The following is a 19,521-nucleotide window of genomic DNA, read 5'->3' on the forward strand; positions in this document are numbered from 1 at the left end:
GGCTTCAGCCGCGATGAGGCGTTCTCGGGAAAGCCTCATCGCGGCTGAAGCCGCTCCTACGGGGCACGGGGGCTGCAACGCAGAAGGCCGCCCGGAGGCGGCCTTCTGTGTGGGCGCGGACCGAAGCCGAAGCCCAGTCTCGCGTGCCAGGAGCTCTTAGCCGGCCTTCGCGGCCTGGCGAGCAGCCTTGGCCTGTGCGGCGGCGGCCAGGTCTTCCTTGATGCGGGCAGCCTTGCCTTCCAGACCACGCAGGTAGTACAGCTTGCCACCGCGAACCTTGCCGCGACGCTTGACTTCGACCGACTCGATGATCGCGCTGTGGGTCTGGAACACGCGCTCCACGCCGTAGCCGTGCGAGATCTTGCGCACGGTGAACGAGGAGTTCAGGCCGGCGTTCTTGGTGCCGATCACGACGCCTTCGTAGGCCTGCACGCGCTCGCGGTTGCCTTCCTTGACCTTGACGTTGACCACGACGGTGTCACCCTGGCTGAACTGCGGCAGTTCGCGGGCGATCTGGGCGGACTCGAATTCCGCGATGATGGACTTGTTCAGCTTGCTCATGGGTTATACCGATTCGTTCGGGGTGGGCGTGTCGTTTCGACAGCTCGGGCCAATGCAGTCACAGGATTGCGCTGCACGTTATTGTTGTGGGATTCGCCGGACCCAGTCGGGTCATACGAAGCCGCATATTCTAGCCGATTTCGTCAGCCCGATGCTAGGGGGCCGACGACCCGCCGTCCTCGGCCTGCCGGATCTCGTCCAGCAGCTTGCGATCGACCTTGGACAATGCCCCCTCATCCAGCAGGTCCGGGCGTCGCAGCCAGGTCCGCAGCAGCGATTGCTGCCGGCGCCAGCGCGCGATCGCGGCATGGTTGCCCGAGCGCAGGATGTCCGGCACATCGCCCCACGCATGCGCCGCCGGGTGGCTGTAATGCGGGCAGTCCAGCAACCCGCCCGGCCCCTCGAAGCTGTCCTGGGCGGCGGATTCGGCATCATTGAGCACCCCCTCCTGCAGCCGGGTCACCGCATCGACGATCACCGCCGCGCCCAGCTCGCCGCCGGACAGCACGTAGTCGCCGATCGAGATCTCCTCGTCCACCTCGGCGGCCAGGAAACGCTCGTCCACACCCTCGTAGCGGCCACACAGCAGCACCAGCCGCGGCAACGCCGCCAGCTCGCGAACCTTGGCCTGGGTCAGCGGCCGGCCCTGCGGACTGAGATAGATCACCGGTGCCGGCTGCGGATCGGCCGCGCGCACCGCATCCAGGCAGGCGCGCAGCGGCTCGATCAACATCACCATGCCGGGGCCGCCACCGAAGGGGCGGTCATCCACGCGCCGGTAGTTGCCCTCGGCGTAGTCGCGCGGATTCCAGCCATGCAGCTCCAGCAGTTCGCGCTCCTGCGCACGCCCCACCACGCCGAACGCGGCGGATTGAGCGATGAACTCGGGGAACAGGCTGATGACGTCGATGCGCATGGGGCAGGAATTGGGGATTCAGGATGATCAGCCTACGGCTGCTATGGAGCGTGTCGGGATGGAGGGCGAGGCTAACAGACGGGCTTTTCGCCTTTGCGAACCCCACCCCCGATCACCAATCCCGACCTTCAGAACTCCGGATCCCAATCGACCACAATCCGATTGGCCTCGAAATCCACGGACTTGACGAAATCCGGCTGCACGAACGGAATCAGCCGCTCGCGGTCGCCGCGCACGGCCAGCACGTCATTGGCACCGGTGGAGAACAGGTGTGAGACCTGGCCGAGTGCAACGCCCTCGACGGTCTGCACATCCAGCCCTTCCAGATCGACCCAGTAGTATTCGTCGGGCTTGGGCGGCGGCAGCGTACTGCGCAGCACGTAAACCTCGGTACCGCGCATCGCCTCGACCACGTCGCGATCGTCGACGCCCGGAAAGCTCGCCACCAGGTGCTTGCCGGTATCGCGGCCACGCGCACCGGTCAGCGTGGATTCCTGACCATTCGGCGCGCGCAGGATCCAGGGCTGGTATTTGAAGATGGCCAGCCGCGGCTCGGTCCAGGACTCGAGCTTCAGTTCGCCGCGCACACCAAAAGCGCCGGCAACCCTGCCCAGCAGGATCCGGCGCTCGGTATCTTTCATCGGATTGCGATCAATGGGCCGCACCAAGGCACGGCCCTTCAGGATCAGGCCGCGACGGCCTGAGCCTTGTTCGCTTCCTTCAGCAGGTTGCGAACCTTGTCGGTCAGCTGGGCGCCGTTCTTGACCCAATGGTCAACACGGGCCACGTCCAGCACGACGCGCTGCTCGGCACCCTGGGCGACCGGGTTGTAGTAACCCACGCGCTCAATGTTGCGGCCGTCGCGCGCACTGCGCACGTCGGTGACGATGATGTGGTAGAACGGACGCTTCTTGGCGCCGCCACGGGTCAGGCGAATCTTGACCATTGCTTTGCTTCCTGTGTTGCCCAGTCGCCAGGATGGCGAGGTAAGCCGGTGATTATAACGGGCAGGCTTGGGGATTCCAAGCGCAGCTCCCGGTGGGCTCAGTGCGCGGTCAGGCCAAACCCGCTCGGTTGAAGCATTCCCGGCACGGCCCCAGCCGAGACCTGAAAAGGGATGCAAGCACAGGCTCGGCTCTACAGGGGGTGCGAGGCTTGAGTCTGCAGAGCCTGTTCCAGCAGTTCCAGCTTGTCGCTCAAGCCGAATCCGGTCGCACCGATAGCCGAGATTGCCTGCTGGCCACGTGAGTTGCAGGCAAACGCGGCGATGAACATATCGAGTTCATCGTGATGAACCACCCTTGTCTGCTGCGGCACGCCGAGCCGATCGAGGCCGGCGCGGAGCAGGTGCTCCTGGGTGCCGCGCAGCGCCGGCGCCTGCGGCCAGGTGACGCCCTGCCCGTCCCACAGGCCCAGGTTCCAGACCGTGCCTTCGACCAGATGACCGGTTGCCGACACGAACAGCGCGTCGTCGAAGCCGGCCGCCATCGCCTCGCGCCGCAGGTGGAACAGCGGGAACGTGCCGACATGCTTGATCTGCGGCAGTTCGCGCACGAAGGTGACCGGACGCACCCGTAGCGCGGCCGCTGGCAACTGCGAGGGTGGCGATACCGAGATCAGAACGTCCGGTGCTACTTCGCGCAGGGGATCGCGGAAGTCGAACGCGCGCGCGAACACGGTCACGCGCAGCGATGCGTCGTGCTGGCCGAAGGCATCGAGTGCGGCGGCCAGCTCGGCACGCAGCTGAGTCTCGTCGAGCCGGCTGCCGAACAGCGTGGCGGTCGCGTGCTGCAGGCGCTGGAAGTGCAGGTCCAGACCACGTACTGCGCCACCGCGCACCTGCATCGAGGTGAAGTGTCCGTAATTGACCAGCGCCAAGGCCGCCAGCGTCGCCGCGTCGGCAGGTTGTCCTTGATGGAAGACCAGACTCACAGCAGCGCCTGCGCCTGCGACCACCATGCCTGCACCAGTTCGGCGGCGGGCCGCACCTGTGCCAGCGCGGCCGATTGCCCGGCCCAGGCCTGCATCGCGCCCAACCGGTTCCCGCGTGCGGCCTGCTGGCGCATGGGCGCAGTCAGGCCACGCTGCACCGGATAGGGTTGCGGATGTGGCGCTGCCGGATCGGCGGCGGCACGTACGTAATCGGTGGCGAGGGCGCGACCAAGACGCCCGGAAAAAGCGCGGGTCGGCCAGGTCGCTTCGGGTTCGGCGACGGCGAGCGCATCGGCCCAGGCCGACGGCAGTGCGGCCTCCGGCGTGCGCAGCAGGCCGGTACCGATCTGCACCGCGCTGGCACCGAGCAGCAGCGCGGCGGCGATACCGCGTCCATCGCTGATGCCACCAGCGGCGATCACCGGCACCTGCAGGCGGTCGGCCAGACGCGGCAGCAAGGCGAACAGGCCCACCAGTTGGCGCTCGGCCGCATCCGGGTCGAACGCGCCGCGATGGCCGCCTGCCTCGAAGCCCTGCGCAACCACCGCGTCGGCGCCGGCCCGCTCGGCCTCAAGCGCCTCCGTCAGCGTTGTGGCGCAGGCGAACCAGGCGATGCCGGCATCCTTCAGCCGCCGCACCTGATCCGGGCGGAATACGCCCATGATCGAAGAGGCTACGGCCGGGCGGGCCTCCAACAACGCTTCGAACTGTGTATCGAAATCGGCCGGACCCGCATCGCCCGCCTCGACCGGAACCTCCGGCCCCCACTGCGCCAGAAAGGCGCGGGTGGCCGCCTCCGCTGTGGCGTCACGTGTGGGCGGCGGATCGGGAATCCATAGATTGACCTGGGTCGGGCCATCGCTGCCGGCACGGAATTCGCCCATCCAGCGTCCGATGTCTTCCGGTGCCGAAAGCACCGCACCCATCGCGCCCATGCCGCCGGCATTGGCGACGGCAATCGAGAGCGGCGCCGGGCAGGCACCGGCCATCGGTCCGAGCAGGATGGGGAGGCGCAGGTTGAAGCGTTGGCAGAAGTCACTGATGCGCTTCTGAATTTCCTTGTTCATTGCTCTCCCCGTTGCCGGCTTTCCCGGAGCGCTTTTTTTGCAGAGGCGACTTCAGTCGCGACGGGGCTTTGCCGGTAAAGCCCTGTCGCGACTGAAGTCGCTCCTACAGGGGGCATATCGCTGGGCTCAGCGGAACGGCAAGCCGCCACGCCCCCCCATTCCGCCCATGCCACCCATCATGCCTTTCATGCCGCGCATCAGGCCCTTCATGCCGCCGCCGGAGAGCTTGGACATCATCTTCTCCATCTGCTGGTACTGCTTCATCAGCTTGTTGACGTCGGAAGGCTGCAGGCCGGCACCCTTGGCGATGCGCACGCGGCGCGAGCCGTTGAGAAGCGCCGGGTTGCGACGCTCCTTCTTGGTCATCGAGTTGATGATCGCGATCATGCGCGGCACTTCCTTGCCGGTGACCTGGTCCTTGAGGTGGTCCGGGATCTTGCCGACGCCCGGCAGCTTGTCCATCAGGCCGCTGATGCCGCCCATGTTCTGCATCTGCTCGAGCTGTTCGCGCATGTCGTTGAGGTCGAACTTCTTGCCCTTGGCGACCTTGGCGGCGAGCTTGGCGGCCTTTTCCTGGTCCACGCCCTGCTGGACCTGTTCGACCAGCGACAGCACGTCGCCCATGTCGAGGATGCGGCTGGCGACGCGGTCGGGATGGAACACGTCCAGGCCGTCGACCTTCTCGCCGGTACCGACGAACTTGATCGGCTTGCCGGTGATGTAGCGCACCGAGAGCGCAGCGCCGCCACGGGCGTCACCATCGGTCTTGGTCAGCACCACGCCGGTCAGCGGCAGTGCCTCGCCGAAGGCCTTGGCGGTGTTGGCGGCGTCCTGGCCGGTCATCGAATCGACCACAAACAGGGTTTCGGCCGGATTGACCGCGGCGTGCAGCGCCTTGATCTCGGCCATCATCGCTTCGTCGATGGCGAGACGGCCGGCGGTGTCGACCAGCAGCACGTCGACGAACGACTTGCGCGCATCCGAGATCGCGGCGCGCACGATATCGACCGGCTTCTGGTCGGCGCTGGACGCGAAGAACAGCACGCCGACCTGCTCGGCCAGGGTCTTGAGCTGTTCGATCGCGGCCGGACGGTAGACGTCGGCCGAGACCACCATCACCTTCTTCTTGCGCTTTTCCTTCAGGTGCTTGGCGAGCTTGCCGACCGTGGTGGTCTTGCCCGCGCCCTGCAGGCCGGCCATCAGGATGATCGCCGGCGCCGGCACGTTGAGGTTCAGGTCGGCGGCGGCCGCGCCCATCACCGCGGTCAGCTCGTCGCGCACGACCTTGATCAGCGCCTGGCCTGGGGTCAGCGACTTGAGCACTTCCTGGCCGACCGCACGCACCTTGATCCGCTCGATCAGCGCCTGCACCACCGGCAACGCGACATCGGCCTCCAGCAGGGCGATGCGGACCTCGCGGGTGGCCTCGCGGATGTTCTCCTCGGTCAGGCGGCCGCGGCCGCGCAGGCGCTCGATGGTGCCGGAGAGTCGCTGGGTGAGGGATTCGAACATGCGAGAACAACCGCGAAGGGAAACGGACGGCGATTATAGCGGCAGGCGATCCCCTACCCCGCCACCCCGCTGCCGGCCCGCCCGCCGGTGTGAGAAACTTCCACGATGACAATCGTTCTCATCTCTCTCGCCTTGTATCTGATCGCTGCGGCCCTGCTGGTCCGTGGCGTGGCGCGGGAGGGTGCCGCGCCGGACAAGGGCTGGCTGTTGGCGGCGCTGCCGGCGCTTGCGCTGCACGCCGGCTACCACACGCTGGTGGCGATGCGCACCGCGGGTGGGCCGGACATGCACTTCTTCGCCGCGCTGTCGCTGGTCAGCCTGGGCATGGCCGCGCTGACCACGCTGGTCGGTGCGCGCGGCCGGATGTCAGCACTGGGTGTGGTGGTGTTTCCGCTGGCAGCGCTGATGCTGGTCAGTTATCACGCCTACGGTCACGAGCCGAGCCCCACGCTCGGCTGGCAGTTGGAGACGCATGCGTGGCTGGCGCTGCTGGCCTACGCCACGCTCGGCATCTCGGCGCTGCTGGCGATCATGCTGTGGCTGCAGGAACGGGCGCTGCGCCGGCGCGATTTCCACACCTGGCTGCGGGCGCTGCCGCCGTTGACCGAACTGGAAACCCTGCTGTTCCGCACGATCGCGGTCGGTTTCGCGCTGTTGACGCTGACGCTGCTGACCGGGCTGCTGTTCGTCGGAGACTTTCTGGCGCAGCGGTTGCTGCAGAAGACGGTGCTGAGCGTGCTGTCGTGGATCGTGTTCGGCGCGCTGCTGGTCGGACGCTGGCGTTATGGCTGGCGCGGGATCAAGGCGGTGCACTGGACGCTCACCGCGATGGCGCTGTTGCTGCTGGCGTTCTTCGGCAGCAAGTTCGTGATCGAGCTGGTGCAGGGGCCGACGGCGTTCTGAAGCACCGCAGTCGCAGTGCGTTGCCGACCACGAACATCCACCCCGCCATACCGCGCGAATCGAGACCAGCACCGATGAAGGCGCGATCCGTCGCGCCGCAATCAATGCCGGGTATCCACCAAACGACTGGGGCACGGCCCCACCCAAAGAGGGGCGCTTGCGCGCCCCGAAACGGGTGGGAGGAACCCGTCAAAAAAATGCGCTATGGAAGGCCCGAAATCTGTTCCGGGGTCAATGCGCCGGCGTAAATGCGGAATTCGTCGACCGCTCCGTTCAGATAGGGGTCGGCACTGAAGGCCGAGCGGCCGATGTAATTGGCCGAGGTTATGCCCAAGTTGGTCGGCCTCAACGTCATGTTGGTATGGGTACCCACCGCCACCTTGTCCACGTAGAGCGTGGCCACCGTACCCGAGAGCGTCACCGCCACGTGATGCCAGCCTCCCGTTGGCAAGGCGGCCGTGCCGTTGATGCCCTGCTCGTTGTTGTAGCCCTGGATGGTGATGGCGAAGCGCACGGCCGAGCCGTTGCTCGTCGTCAGATACATATAGCTGCCGGCACCGGCCGATGGCGTGCCGCGACTGAAGTCGAAGATGCGGCCGTAGTTGGCGGCGGCGTTCAAGTTCACCCAGGCGGCGATGGTGTAGTCGCCGGTAAGCGCCTTGGAATTGAGCGCCAGATCGACGTACTGGCCGGAACCGCTCAGCTTCACGGCTTTGCCATGCGTACTGGAAGTCCGGGTCGCGCCGCCACTGAGCGTGCCGTTCCAGCCGTTGCCGGTTGAATCGGCCGCCAAGGTGCCGCTGGCCTCATCGAACTTCAGATAGGCCACCAGCGGCGGAATCGCCACGTCGGTTATCTTCAGGACTGCCACCGCGGTATGCGTCAGGCCACCGCCGGTACCGGTGAAGGTCAGCGTATAGCTGCCTGCCGGAGTCGCGCTGCTGGTCATGATGGTCAGCGCCGCCGTACCCGAGGTGTTGATGGTGGAGGTATCGAACGCCGCCGTGGCCCCTCCAGGCAATCCACTCACGCTGAGATCCACCATGCCGGTGAAGTTGGCCAGCGCAGCGACGTTGGCATAGACCATCGCCGTGTCGCCGGGATTGATCGATTGCGTGGCAGGCGTCGCCGTCAAGCTGAAGTTGGGCTTCGTCACCACCAGGTTGGCCGTGCCTATACGCACCTGGTTGCCGTGCTTGCCGACGACGTTCAACGGATAAGTGCCCTCCTTCGTCGCGACATTGGTGGCGATATCCAAGGTGACCTCTGCGGAGCCCTTGGCCATGTTGCTGCTCAGCCTGCCGGTCACGCCGAGGGGGAAGCCGCGGGATTCCAGCTTCACGTTGCCGTCGAATCCATACAAGCCGGTGACGGCGAAGGTGTAGCGGGTGCTCTGGCCGGGATTGACCATCTGCAATACCGGCGAAGGCGAGATCGTGTAGTCCGGACGCGGCAGTGCCGAACCCACGAAGTCAAAGGTGCTGGTTTCGGTGCGGAACTGGGTCGCGTCCGCCGAGGAAGCCGCCAGCCCGACGTAGTAGGTCGTCGCCATCGGGATTTCAGTCGTCGCCACCACATGCCAGTCCAGACCATCGTTGGACTGGTAGGCAGTGAAGACGTTGCCCGCGCGGGTCAGTTTGTACCAGGCGAAAGGACGCCACGTGTATTGGTTGCCCGTATCCCAGACCATCTGCGCGCCTGCGCTGGCGCGTGCGCCGTACCAGGTGTAACGCCAGCCGATGTCGCCATTGGTCACGGTCACCGCCGGCGCATTGTCGGCCAGGCTCTCGCGCATCATCAGGCCGGTCTTGCTCAGCACACCGCCGACGTCGGTCAACCGGGCGATGAAGGTGAAATCGCCGGTCACTTGCCGGTAAGCGTAGTGGAACGAATCGTTGGTTCCGCCGATGCCACGCCCCTGGCCGGTGACGACGAAGGTGTTGTTACCGGCCGGCGAATAGGCGGTGCTGCCGGCGGCATCGACCGTACCCACGTCCGCACTGGCCCAGCCTGTGGGCAAGACGCTGGTAGCGGCCAGTGGCGTGGCAACGTCGGATGCGGCGGATTCGGTACTCAATCCGGCCTGGTTTTCCGCCAGTACCCGGTAGTAATACGAAGTACCGTTGCTGACGCTGTAATCGGTGTACTGGTGCCAGGTCGTCTGCGACATCGCCACGATGGTCGTGTATGGCCCATCGACCGCCGTGGCGCGCTGCACCCGGTAGCCGGTCGCAGTTGGCACCGGGTTCCAGTCCAGCCACACCCTTCCCGAACCCGCCATCGCGACCACGCCGGTCGGCGCAATCGGCACAGGCGCGACCGGCCACGGCGATTTGTCCGCATCCAGGGTGAAAGTCAATGTGCCATAGCCCAAGTGATCGATGCTGCCGTGTTCGGGCCGCATCAACTCGGCCATGGCTTTCGTATTCGGAGTCGCCAGCCCCTGGCGCACGCCATAGTGGTTGTAGAGCAGTTCCCACACTGGGCGATCGTCAAGACGGCCGCGACCATTGATGGCCGGAAACATGTTCCGCACGTTGTCGCAGTTGTTGTACTCGGTGTACGGAACGTCCTTGGCCTGGTTGTAGCGCGCGACGTACTCCGCACCGGCCAGCAAGCGGTTGTTGTCGTGGCCGAACAGGTCGATACCCTGGTTCCAGGCCACCTGCGCGGCGTAACCCAGCAGGCCCACGCCAAGCTGCGCGTGCTCCTGGTCGCGGCCGGATTCCTGCCACTGGCCCAGTTCACCGTTCACACCATAGCGATAGGCCACCGCATTCTTGATCGAACCATTGCCGGCCCCGTCGTAGAAATAGGCCACACCCTCGGTGAACCAGTCGACGTTGTCGTTGAACACCCCCATTGCGATCAGCGCGCCGATGTTGGCCGCATCCCAGTTGGCCCAGTAATGGCTGATGCAATCGCCGCCATCGGTGCTGCGGTGATTGACCAGGAAATCGTGCACAACCGGATAGAGGTAATGGGTGTTCATGTCCTTGAAGCGCTGCTGATCCGCTGCGCTCCATCCTGGATAGATGCGCAGGACTTCCGCCGCCAGCGCGAAATCCTGGATCGGAATGCCACTCAGACCCGGGATATCGGTGCCGGTGGGCACCTGATTCACCGCTGCAGACCAGCCGTTGAGGATCGCCACCGCGTTGTCCGCGTAGCGGGTATCGCCGGAGATGTACCAGCGAATGGCGTTCAGGTACGCCGCATGCGCGTCTGCGTCCGCACGCTGGCGACTGGCTCCCAGATTGGCGCGCGGCGCCGCGGTGTAGGTGCTCTGCGCCTGCGAATCGGCAATGAGCAGGTTCCAGTCATCGATCCAGGGGCTCTCGCCGGCCGCAACCTTGGCCTTCATACGATCGAGATCGGCCTGCGTGTGCAGGCCACCTGGGTGAACGAACTGCGCGTGTGCCATCTGGCTGGCGAGGCCCGTCAGCAGTAACAGCGTCAGCGCGCAAAGAAACTTCACGAACTTGCCGATGCCAAACATGTTTTTGCTCTCCATGGAGCGAGGGACGAGCCTGAGAACTACAGGCCATGGTGTTCAGGCGTGACGGACCCGGCACGGGCCCACGACAAGGTCCTCCCCGGATCGGCTGATCAGAGAAAACACTGCCTGTTCCTGGCCACGGGAAAACCCGGACCCGATCCGGATTTCCCGTGGCATTGACGCAATCCTCAGTCGAACTTGAGGCGCAGGCTGAGCCCGAAACTCCGACCGTTCATGTAGTTCTGGATCGAGAAGTCCGAGGCATACCCCCCCGGTTCGCCCGCGTAGCGGTCCGGCGACTTGTTCAACAGATTCGAGGCGTTGAAGGTGACCGACAACACATCGTTGACGTTGTAGCCAAGCGAGCCATCCAGCACGCCATAGCCCTTCACGTAACGGCCCCAGCTCGGCCATGCATCGATGTTGAACAGAATGAAGTCGTCACGATAGGTGTAGACCAGACGCGCGGAGAATTTGTCGTCCTCGTACAGGCCGGTCAGGCTGTAGCTGTACTTGGACTGGAACGGCATCGGCGTATTGACCACCGGTCCGTCGCTGGTGAACCTCACCGGATTTTCGGTCTCCAAGTACGTGTACGAGGCAGACATGCCCAGATTGGACCAGTTGCCGGGCAAGAAAGTGAGGAAGGTCTGCCCCGCCAGTTCCACGCCCTTGGCGCTGCCTTTTTCAGCGGCCGCCTGGATCGACACTTCGTACTGGTTCGGGTCGCTGCAGTTGGTGGTCGTCGGCGTGGGCGCAAAATCCACATTCATGCACTGCGTACGCGCGAACGGGAAGCCGCTGATCTTCTTGTAGAACACCGCCGCCGACACGTAGCTGACCGGCGAGATGTAGTGCTCGAGCGAAAGATCGAAGCTGTCGGCCTTCAGCGGCGCCAGATTGGGGTTTCCACCCGAGCCGGTACCGGTGGCCGGATTGACCGAGATTGCCGGGTTCAACGAGGCCAGCGACGGACGGGTGATCGCTTTGGCATAGCCAAAGCGCAGCAGGGTATTCTCCTGCTCGCCGAAGAACTTGGTCACGTTAAGCGATGGCAGCACGTTGGTATACGTACGCGATTCATCATTCGCCACGATCGGGCCGTTCACGTAGCCGGTACCGCTGGAGTCCAGGACCAGACTCTGCACCATGCCTTGGGCGAACTGATCGGTCTTGACCACGCGCACGCCGATGTTGCCCTTGATCGAATCGCCGATGGCGAAATCACCAACGACGTAACCCGCAAACGTGGATTCCTGCGAATAGCGCCGCGCCAACAGGTTTTCCGGTACCGCCCCGGTCACCGGCACGCCGGCGAGTGGATAATGCCCGGCAATGTATTCGCGACTCAGGCCGGACGGGCTGTACACCACGTAGCCGCCACTGTAGCCGGCATCACCATCCATCCAGTTGTTGGGCGCGATTTGGTAATAGGCATTGGACAGCAGAATGCCGTTGGACTGGTCTGCGGCCAGCGCCTTGCCATCAGTCGTCAGATACTTCCCGCCGAAGCTGTAGCTGTTGAAGCGCGAGTTCTGCTTGGCATAGCGCGTGCCGAACTTGATGTCGCGCAGGAAACCCTCGTCGCTGACGTCATACTTGAACGACAACGCAGCGGCGTAGCCATCGTCGTCGTATACGTTGTATGTGCCGTTGTTGTAGGTCTGCAGCACGAAGTTGGAAGGATCGGACAGACTCGGGCCGGAAAGGCCCAACTGGTGCACGGTGCTGCCGGTGTCGCGCGAGATATCCCAGGTCAAGCCGTTACGCGAGGTGAAGTTCACCGAACGGTTGTCCTGGGTCTGATCGGCCTTGATGTAGGACAGATCCAGGTTGGCATGCAGTCGATCGTTGACCTGCCAGTTCGCCCCTATCGCCGCCGTCCAGGTCTGATATGGACGCTGCTCGGTGCCGCCGATACCGTTAACGGTGGACCCCAGATAGGTACCGCTGGTCATACGCTGTCCAGCCACCAGCTCGTTGCTGCCGCCGTTCGAGTTGCGGTTGAGAAAATTCTCGTCGAACGTATATGCCTCGGTCGTCAGGTTCTGCACCGAGTTGCTGTTGTTGAAGGTCAGGAAACGATAGTCCTGGTCGTACAGGTAATAGTTGTAGTTGCCTTCGGCGTACAGCTCCAAGCTGTCGTTGGGCTTCCACTGCCAGCTGCCGGACAGGCCCTTGCGCACGCGGTGGATGGTTTCCTGGAACACGTTCTTCTCGACGCCCAGCGCGCTGATCAGTGAGGAACGATCGGTGTAGTTGGTGTAGGCGGTGTCGCCCAGACGCTGCAGGTACCAAACGTCCGAACGGCCGGCGTAGGCCTGGTTGGCTCCGGCAGTCGTGGCATATTCGGCGCTATCGGCACGAATCGCATTACGCAGCTGCGGACCACGGCTGGCGGCTGGATCGGAGTCGGAGCGATTATAGGTTTCCTGATAGTTGGCCGACAGCAGCACACCCATCTCGCCATCGCCAACCTTCCACCTGTTGGTGAACATGCCAAAGATATCCGGCGCGATCTCGCCCACCATCTCGTTCTGGCGCCCGCCCAACGTCACGCTGGTGGTCATCTTCTCGAAATCCAGCGGCTTGCGCGTACGCACGTTGATCACGCCACCGATGCCGCCTTCGATGTGCTCGGCCGATGGGTTCTTGTACACGTCGATGCCCGCGATCATTCCGGGAATGGCAGCTTCGATGTTGAATTCGCGGCCACCGGCAGTGAAGTACGCACGGCCGTCCACGCGCGAAGCCGTCTGCCCGGACAGACCTCGGATGGTGAGGCCACTGCCTTCGCCGACCGGCGAAGCGCCTTCGCCGCCGTAGCGGTAGCCCTGCACACCGGGGATGCGGGTCAACGTCTCGGCGACGTTGGGGTCGGGCAGCTTGCCGATGTCCTCGGCGGTGATGGAATCCATGATTTCCATGGTTTCCTTCTTACGAGCCACCGAAGTACGCAGGCTTCCGCGAATACCGGTCACGGTAATCGCGTCCAGCGTGGTCGCCTTGGTCGAAGCCTCGGCGTCGGTCTTGACTTCGCTTTCCTGCGCCGGCGTGGCGGCGGCCTGGCTTGCGACACCGGTGTCACCAATTGCCGCATGAGCCTGCAAGACGAAACCAATCGCTAATGCCAGGCCGGTCACCGTAATGCTCTTGGCTGCTGTTGCGTGCTGCATCCTCTTCTCCCTAAAAGAATATTCGGCCTGTGCCGCCGAAGCTGATGGCTAAAAAGCTCATATGCGCAAGCACGGCAACGCAAGCGGCATTACCGTCATGAAGACTTCCCCACGAATCGGATACCGATTCCATTGATTCCAAATGAATCAATTGCCGCAAGTAAAACAATCGACATCCGGTTCGAGAAGAAACCCCATGAGTCCAGGCAATTCGCGCAATGACGCTCCTACATTGTGCGCACTTATCATATTTGTCTTACAAATGATCACAAGCTGCGCTGCAACATGCCTTTCCGGCGCAATAACGATGGAAATAGAAAATCTTTCTCAGGCCAAGACACCGTCGTGAATGCAGGCGCACAAATAGATGCCCCGGCGAATTTCGCCGGAACTTGCTGCGCCAAAGCACCGGGGGTCTGAATATCCTGCGCGTGGGAGCTCCCCCGATGCAGCGCGTCACCTGAAACAATGCGGGAGCCATTGCTCCTCTTCAAACGGCGGTGCGCTCCATCCTGCTTGCACGCAATGGATTACTTGACGATCAACCCGTCCACGAAAGAACCCACATCGATATCGGAGCGCTGCAGGCGCTTGCCGCCCACACTCACGTTCTCGATGGTCACGTTACGCACGCGACGCTCCTGCGAATACCCGCCAATCACCGGACGATTGATGTCGCCCCCCTTGAAACTGACATTCTTCAAGGTCACATCTTCGATGCCGCGCCCTGGCGCATGACTGTACTTCTCGTTGTACACCACACGGAAATTGAACAGCGAACCTTCCTCGATGTCGTCGATTCGAATGTCTTCGAACGACACGTTCCGCACCAGATTGTCATCTCCGTTTGTGATAGCCATCACGCCCTGGTAGTTGCGATCATCCTCGTCGTGGCCCAAAACGTCGATATTGCGGAAGCGAATGTTTTCCAGCATTTCTTTTCCGCCTTTGCTCCCGTGCAGCCCGATATTGATCGGATGGGCGACATCGGCCCAAAGCGTGGAATTGGCCACGGACACGTTACGCGAGTCGCCGCTGTACTCCCAGCGTCCTCCGTACACGGCGATGGTGTCGTCGGAATTTCGCATGAACACGCCATCGACCTCTACGTCCGAGCAACTCATCATGTCGATGCCATCGGACCAGCTGGACGCGCTGAACGACTTGATGTTGCGGATCTTCACGCCCGAAGACTGCCCACACAGCACGGTGTAGTGCTTAGGATTGCGGAAGATCGGGCCATCGATGCTGACATTGCGCGAGCGTTCCACCAGGATGCCGCGTTCGGCCCCATCGATGATGCCGTGACCGATGATGTGCACGTTCTCCGCGTCGCTCACCTTCAGCGTGCCCTGCACCAGCGCTCCGCCATCGATGACCACTACGGTATTCGATGGAATGCGAAAGCCATCCTCGCCTTCGGGCGGCAAGTGCACGCCGGGGCCGAAACGGATCACGCCAGGCCCCTGCTCCGGATATTGCGGCTCCATCGCGTTCGCGAAAAGATGCAGGTTGTGCAGGCGGTCACCATCGAACTCGACCGAAATGTTCACGGGTTTGTCCAAACGAAAGCGCGCGGTATTGCCATCCAGCACGGCACGAACGCCAGCCGAATCCGGACGCACCTGCACGCGACGCACATCGCCATTGTTCTTCTTCACCGACACTTCGACCGGACCGGCAATGTCGAAGAACACCATCGATGCATTCTGCGGACGGTCCAGGTCGACCATGACGTCGTATTCGTAAAGGTCACGCCACTCTCCCCCGGGCGTACGCACGCGCACGGTGAAATCGTCGTTCAACGACGTCCAGAACGCCTTTCCGGCCGGTGGCGCATGGATATGTAGCGTGTCTCCGGCCGCCCTCGCTACTGAGGAGAAGCCAGCCAACACGATGAGCACGCACACACATCCCGAAAACATTCGGATTCTGGCCATCGCTCTTCACCGCGAGAAAATTTTTTGCCCCGATGCAGCAGCGACCGGTGATGCCTCATAAGCGCCGTCGCCGCCCATTAATCATATTTGTCTTACAATTCGCCGCACGCCGCACCGCAACATGGGACTTGTGAGAGCGGCGCAGGCCAGAAGCGGCCCCTTCGCAGGAATGCCTTGTTGCAACTCCGGCCACGCCCGAGGAAAAAACGCATCGTCGGCGCCTAGCGGGTAATGCGGAACCAATCGAATTCGGCGTATCCGACCGTCGTGGCAATGCTCGCCGGAGTGCCATCCTGGGCCTGAGCGAACAGTCCGATCTGCGCGCCGACCCAGCGCCCTGGCAGACTTTGCATGGCGCTACCCAGTGCGTGGAAATGTTCTCCATCCAGGCTATAGGAGAAATGTATGCGTGCATGGGTTTCGCGCAGCATCGAGGGCCAGTACGGAGTGAAGTCGGGAGGATCGACCTGCACGGTGACCGGCTGCACCTCCATCCGCAGCCACACCGGTGTGTCGGCGACGATCTCCACGCCCTCGCTGCGCTGCTCGGGCGCAGCGGGCTCGACGCCTTCACGCATGCCTTGCACGACGAACAGTTTTTCGCCGCGTCGCTCCACGCCAATCCACCCATAACGCTGCCCAAGCATCGCCAATCCAGCACGCTCGCCCGAACGTAGCGACCGCAGGCGCATGCGCGTGGTTGCGGTGAAGGCCTGCGCCGGCAGCTTCTGCGACAACAGATTGCCCGCTTCGTAAAGGTTTCGCGAACCACTGATCGACTTCAGCCGCAGCCAGCCATCGGCCAGCGATAGCCAGTCTTCATCCGGATTGCTGTTCCACTGCCAAGCCAGCGACAAGGCATCATCGAACTCGTCGTCCGCCATGGGTGCGGTGCGCAGCGATGCAGGCAATCCGGGCTTGCGATAACCCAACACCGGTTCGCCACGACCATCACCATCGGTATCGATGCCGATCACCGGCCAGCCATCGCGCCAATGCATCGGTTGCAGATGGACGATGCGGCCGTAGCTGTCGCGATCCTGGAAATGCAGGAACCAGTCTTCTCCACGCGCCGTCGTCACCCATGCCCCCTGGTGCGGCCCGTTGACGTCGGTATGGCCCTGGTCCAGCACGTCGCGACCTTCATATGGCCCATCGATGCGTCGGCTGCGGAACACGCCCTGCCAGCCCCCCTTGACACTGCCACTGGGGGCGAACACGTAGTACCAACCATCCCGCTTGTACAGCTTTGGTCCTTCGGTGGTTTGCCACGGACGCGGACCAAGACTGGTCATCACCGGCGACAACGCATTGCCATCGATGATCGTGATGGCGTCGCCGATCGTTTCCGTGCCGTCGTCATTCATGCGCTTCAGTACGACGATATTGTTCTTGCCAGCACGACTGGCGGCGAACGCATGGACCAGCCAGGCCTTGCCATCGTCGTCCCAGAAGGGCGCGGGATCAATCGCCCCCTTTGTCGCATCGACCCGTTGTGGTCGCGACCACGGCCCGCGCGGATCGATGGCGCTCAGCACGAAAATACCGAAATCCGGATCGGCGTAATAGATCAGGAAACGGCCGCCGCGATGGCGAATCGTTGGCGCCCATACGCCACCGCCGCGCCGCGGCGTGCCGTAGTGCGCATCTGGCGGCAACGTCGGCAAAGCGTGACCGATGATCGTCCAGTTGACCAGATCGCGCGAATGCAGGATCGGCAGGCCCGGTACGTTGGCGAACGATGAGGCCGTCAGATAGAAATCGTCGCCGACGCGGACCACGTCCGGGTCCGAGTAATCACCCATCAGTACCGGATTGCGATAGGTGCCGTCACCCTGATCGGGAAACCAGCGCCCGTCAGTGGCCCGCACGCTCCCTGCCGCCAGCACCAACGCCAACAGCACCAGCCAGACATCGATCCGTTTGTTGCAATGCACCGACATGCGCTCGTTCTGATTTGTATGATTAATCATCCAATGAAGAATAATGCTTGCTGCACCGCACATGTTGCGGCCGCAGGCGAAAGAACGAGGTGGAGATGCCGATCAGCCGTCGCAGCATGATGTCAGCCACGCTCGCCGCCGCCGCGATGAGCGCTTGCAGGACCATGCCGCGCACGCGCGCCGCAGACGCCGACGCGTGGAAGGTGCGCTCGCCCGATGGCCGACTGATCGTCACGCTGACACCGCCGCAAGCCGGCACGCCGCCATGCTGGTCAGCGCAGCTCGAAGGCCGCCCCATTCTGGAAACCTCACGATTGGGCCTGCTGCTGGAGAATGGCAAAATCCTCGGCCCAGGTGCGCGCCTGCTCAACGCACGCACGCATGTACACACAGGACGCTGGCGACCGGCCTATGGCATCGCCCAGTTGTACGACAGCACCTACAACGAATTGGAAGCGCGCTTTGAAGACATCGCGCACGGCATTGAATTCGCCATCCGCATCGTCGCGCATGACGATGGCATCGCCGTTCGCTACACGCTCCTGCGCACGCCAGGCGGCACACTGCGCTTGTTTGGCGAAACCACGCACTTGCGTTTCCCCGATGGCTCGCGCGTATGGAGCAGCCGCGACGAGGGCGAGTACGCGGTATCGTCGCCAGGCGAACTGCAGCCGGTTCCGGATCCCGACCTGACCCAAAGCACCGACTCCGGCCCGCTGGCCGATCCACCGCTGTACGTAGCGACGCCACAAGGCATCGCGCTGGCCGTCTGCGAATCCGACCGTCTCCACTACCCGCGCATGATGCTACGCAGTGACGATGACGGCGACATCGTCACGTACTTGATGCACTACCCTGGCCGCGCAACCGGATATTCGGGGCCTGGAGACACGCACGCCGCGCCGACATTCACGGTCGAAGCTCCCTTCTCCACACCTTGGCGCCTGCTGCTGGTATCTCGCGAACCGGCGAAACTGCTGGAGAAAGCCGGGCTGGTGCAGACGCTGGCGACGCCGAACCGATTGGGCAACACGTCATGGATACGCCCCGGCCGCGCGATTCGCATTCGAAAACCCTACACCACCGAGCGCGCACTGGCCTGCGTGGAATTTGCGGCGAATCGGCGAATGGATTTTGTCGAATTCGATGCGCACTGGTACGGCGACGGTACCGACCCGAGCGACGCCACCGTGCCGATAGCCGGACTGGATATGGCGCGGATCATCGCCGCTGCAGGATCCAAAGGCATCGGCATGATCCTCTACGTCGATCGAGTACCGGCAATGCGCCAGCTCGAAGCCATCGTGCGGACATACCGGACGTGGGGGGTGGCCGGGATCAAATTCGGCTTCGTCTGGGAAGGCCGCCAGGAAGACACCGACTTCATCTACGGCCTCATCGAGCAATGCGGCCGCCATCGCCTGATGGTCAATCTCCACGACAACCTGCGGCCTGCCGGGCTGGAGCGCACGCTACCCAACTACATCGCGCTGGAAGGCGTGCGCGGCAACGAACACTTTCCCACCGCGCGCCACAACGTCACGCTGCCGTTTACCCGGGCACTGAGCGGGCCGATCGACTACACCATCTGCTACGCCCATGAACGCAACCAGACCACCAATGCGCACCAATTGGCAATGGCGGCGGTGTACTACAACCCGATGATCTTTTTGTACTGGTACGACGAACCGGCCAAGTACGCGGGCCGCGCCTGGCCGGAACTGAGCTGGTTCGACCAGTGTCCGACGACCTGGGACGAAACCGTCGCGCTGGGCGGCGCGATTGGCGAATACATCGCCGTTGCGCGTCGACACGGCAAGCGCTGGTTCCTCGGCGCGATGACCAACGAGCAAGGCCGAAACGTATCGGTGCCACTGAGTTTCCTGGGTACGGGCACATGGCTGGCGACGCTCTACGCCGATGGGGAACCGGCAACGCCCGCGAACCGCACGCCTGTGACCCTCGATCATCGCCGCCTGTATGCGCGGGATCGGCTGGAACTGGTGCTTGCACCGAGCGGCGGGCAGGCCGTGCTGTTCGAGATGGCCTGATTTTATTTGTAATACAATTGA

Annotated in this window: 13 protein-coding genes; 2 read left to right on the plus strand and 11 right to left on the minus strand. The window is 63.3% G+C overall.

Annotation, left to right across the window (positions count from 1 at the left end; translation table 11 throughout):
* Positions 1-156: 156 nt before the first annotated feature.
* The 7 genes from rplS to ffh form a co-directional block, all read right to left on the minus strand.
* The gene (gene rplS, locus AC3WJE_RS14510; RefSeq protein ID WP_493731525.1) at positions 157-561 is read right to left on the minus strand and encodes a 50S ribosomal protein L19; all 405 of its coding nucleotides are present in this window, start codon (positions 559-561) and stop codon (positions 157-159) included.
* A gap of 154 nt (positions 562-715) precedes the next feature.
* Positions 716-1,477, minus strand: a complete 762-nt coding sequence (trmD, locus tag AC3WJE_RS14515) for a tRNA (guanosine(37)-N1)-methyltransferase TrmD (protein WP_493731526.1) — start codon at positions 1,475-1,477, stop codon at positions 716-718.
* A gap of 128 nt (positions 1,478-1,605) precedes the next feature.
* Positions 1,606-2,118, minus strand: a complete 513-nt coding sequence (rimM, locus tag AC3WJE_RS14520; RefSeq protein WP_493731527.1) for a ribosome maturation factor RimM — start codon at positions 2,116-2,118, stop codon at positions 1,606-1,608.
* Between the two features lie 44 nt (positions 2,119-2,162).
* A complete protein-coding gene (gene rpsP, locus AC3WJE_RS14525) occupies positions 2,163-2,423 on the minus strand; it encodes a 30S ribosomal protein S16 (protein WP_493731528.1) in 261 nt (86 codons plus the stop codon).
* Positions 2,424-2,614: 191 nt separating this feature from the next.
* Positions 2,615-3,409 (minus strand): aminotransferase class IV family protein, encoded by a 795-nt coding sequence (locus tag AC3WJE_RS14530; protein WP_493731529.1) that lies wholly within the window; start codon positions 3,407-3,409, stop codon positions 2,615-2,617.
* Entirely contained in the window at positions 3,406-4,476 is a 1,071-nt protein-coding gene (locus AC3WJE_RS14535; protein ID WP_493731530.1) for an NAD(P)H-dependent flavin oxidoreductase, read from the minus strand. The genes AC3WJE_RS14530 and AC3WJE_RS14535 overlap by 4 nt, the downstream gene beginning before the upstream one ends.
* Positions 4,477-4,602: 126 nt before the next feature.
* Entirely contained in the window at positions 4,603-5,988 is a 1,386-nt protein-coding gene (ffh, locus tag AC3WJE_RS14540; RefSeq protein ID WP_493731531.1) for a signal recognition particle protein, read from the minus strand.
* Positions 5,989-6,093: 105 nt separating this feature from the next.
* Between ffh and AC3WJE_RS14545 the strand changes: the two genes are divergently transcribed.
* On the plus strand, positions 6,094-6,891 hold the full coding sequence (locus AC3WJE_RS14545; RefSeq protein WP_493731532.1) for a cytochrome C assembly family protein: 798 nt from the start codon (positions 6,094-6,096) through the stop codon (positions 6,889-6,891).
* Positions 6,892-7,093: 202 nt separating this feature from the next.
* On the opposite strand, the gene AC3WJE_RS14550 is transcribed toward AC3WJE_RS14545, so the two are convergent.
* The 4 genes from AC3WJE_RS14550 to AC3WJE_RS14565 form a co-directional block, all read right to left on the minus strand.
* Positions 7,094-10,390: a LamG-like jellyroll fold domain-containing protein gene (locus tag AC3WJE_RS14550; RefSeq protein ID WP_493731533.1), complete on the minus strand. Its 3,297-nt coding sequence runs from the start codon at positions 10,388-10,390 to the stop codon at positions 7,094-7,096.
* A 188-nt stretch (positions 10,391-10,578) separates the two neighbouring features.
* The gene (locus AC3WJE_RS14555) at positions 10,579-13,566 is read right to left on the minus strand and encodes a TonB-dependent receptor (protein WP_493731534.1); all 2,988 of its coding nucleotides are present in this window, start codon (positions 13,564-13,566) and stop codon (positions 10,579-10,581) included.
* A 530-nt stretch (positions 13,567-14,096) separates the two neighbouring features.
* Positions 14,097-15,470, minus strand: a complete 1,374-nt coding sequence (locus tag AC3WJE_RS14560) for a glycosyl hydrolase family 28 protein (RefSeq protein WP_493731535.1) — start codon at positions 15,468-15,470, stop codon at positions 14,097-14,099.
* Between the two features lie 257 nt (positions 15,471-15,727).
* Positions 15,728-17,449 (minus strand): glycoside hydrolase family 43 protein, encoded by a 1,722-nt coding sequence (locus AC3WJE_RS14565; RefSeq protein WP_493731536.1) that lies wholly within the window; start codon positions 17,447-17,449, stop codon positions 15,728-15,730.
* Positions 17,450-17,544: 95 nt separating this feature from the next.
* On the opposite strand from AC3WJE_RS14565, the gene AC3WJE_RS14570 reads away from it, so the two are divergent.
* Positions 17,545-19,500 carry a glycoside hydrolase family 97 protein gene (locus tag AC3WJE_RS14570; RefSeq protein ID WP_493731537.1) on the plus strand — a complete coding sequence of 652 codons (1,956 nt, stop codon included), beginning with the start codon at positions 17,545-17,547 and terminating at the stop codon, positions 19,498-19,500.
* Positions 19,501-19,521: the final 21 nt, after the last annotated feature.

Source organism: Pseudomonas sp. GW821-FHT07E12 (assembly GCF_058986605.1).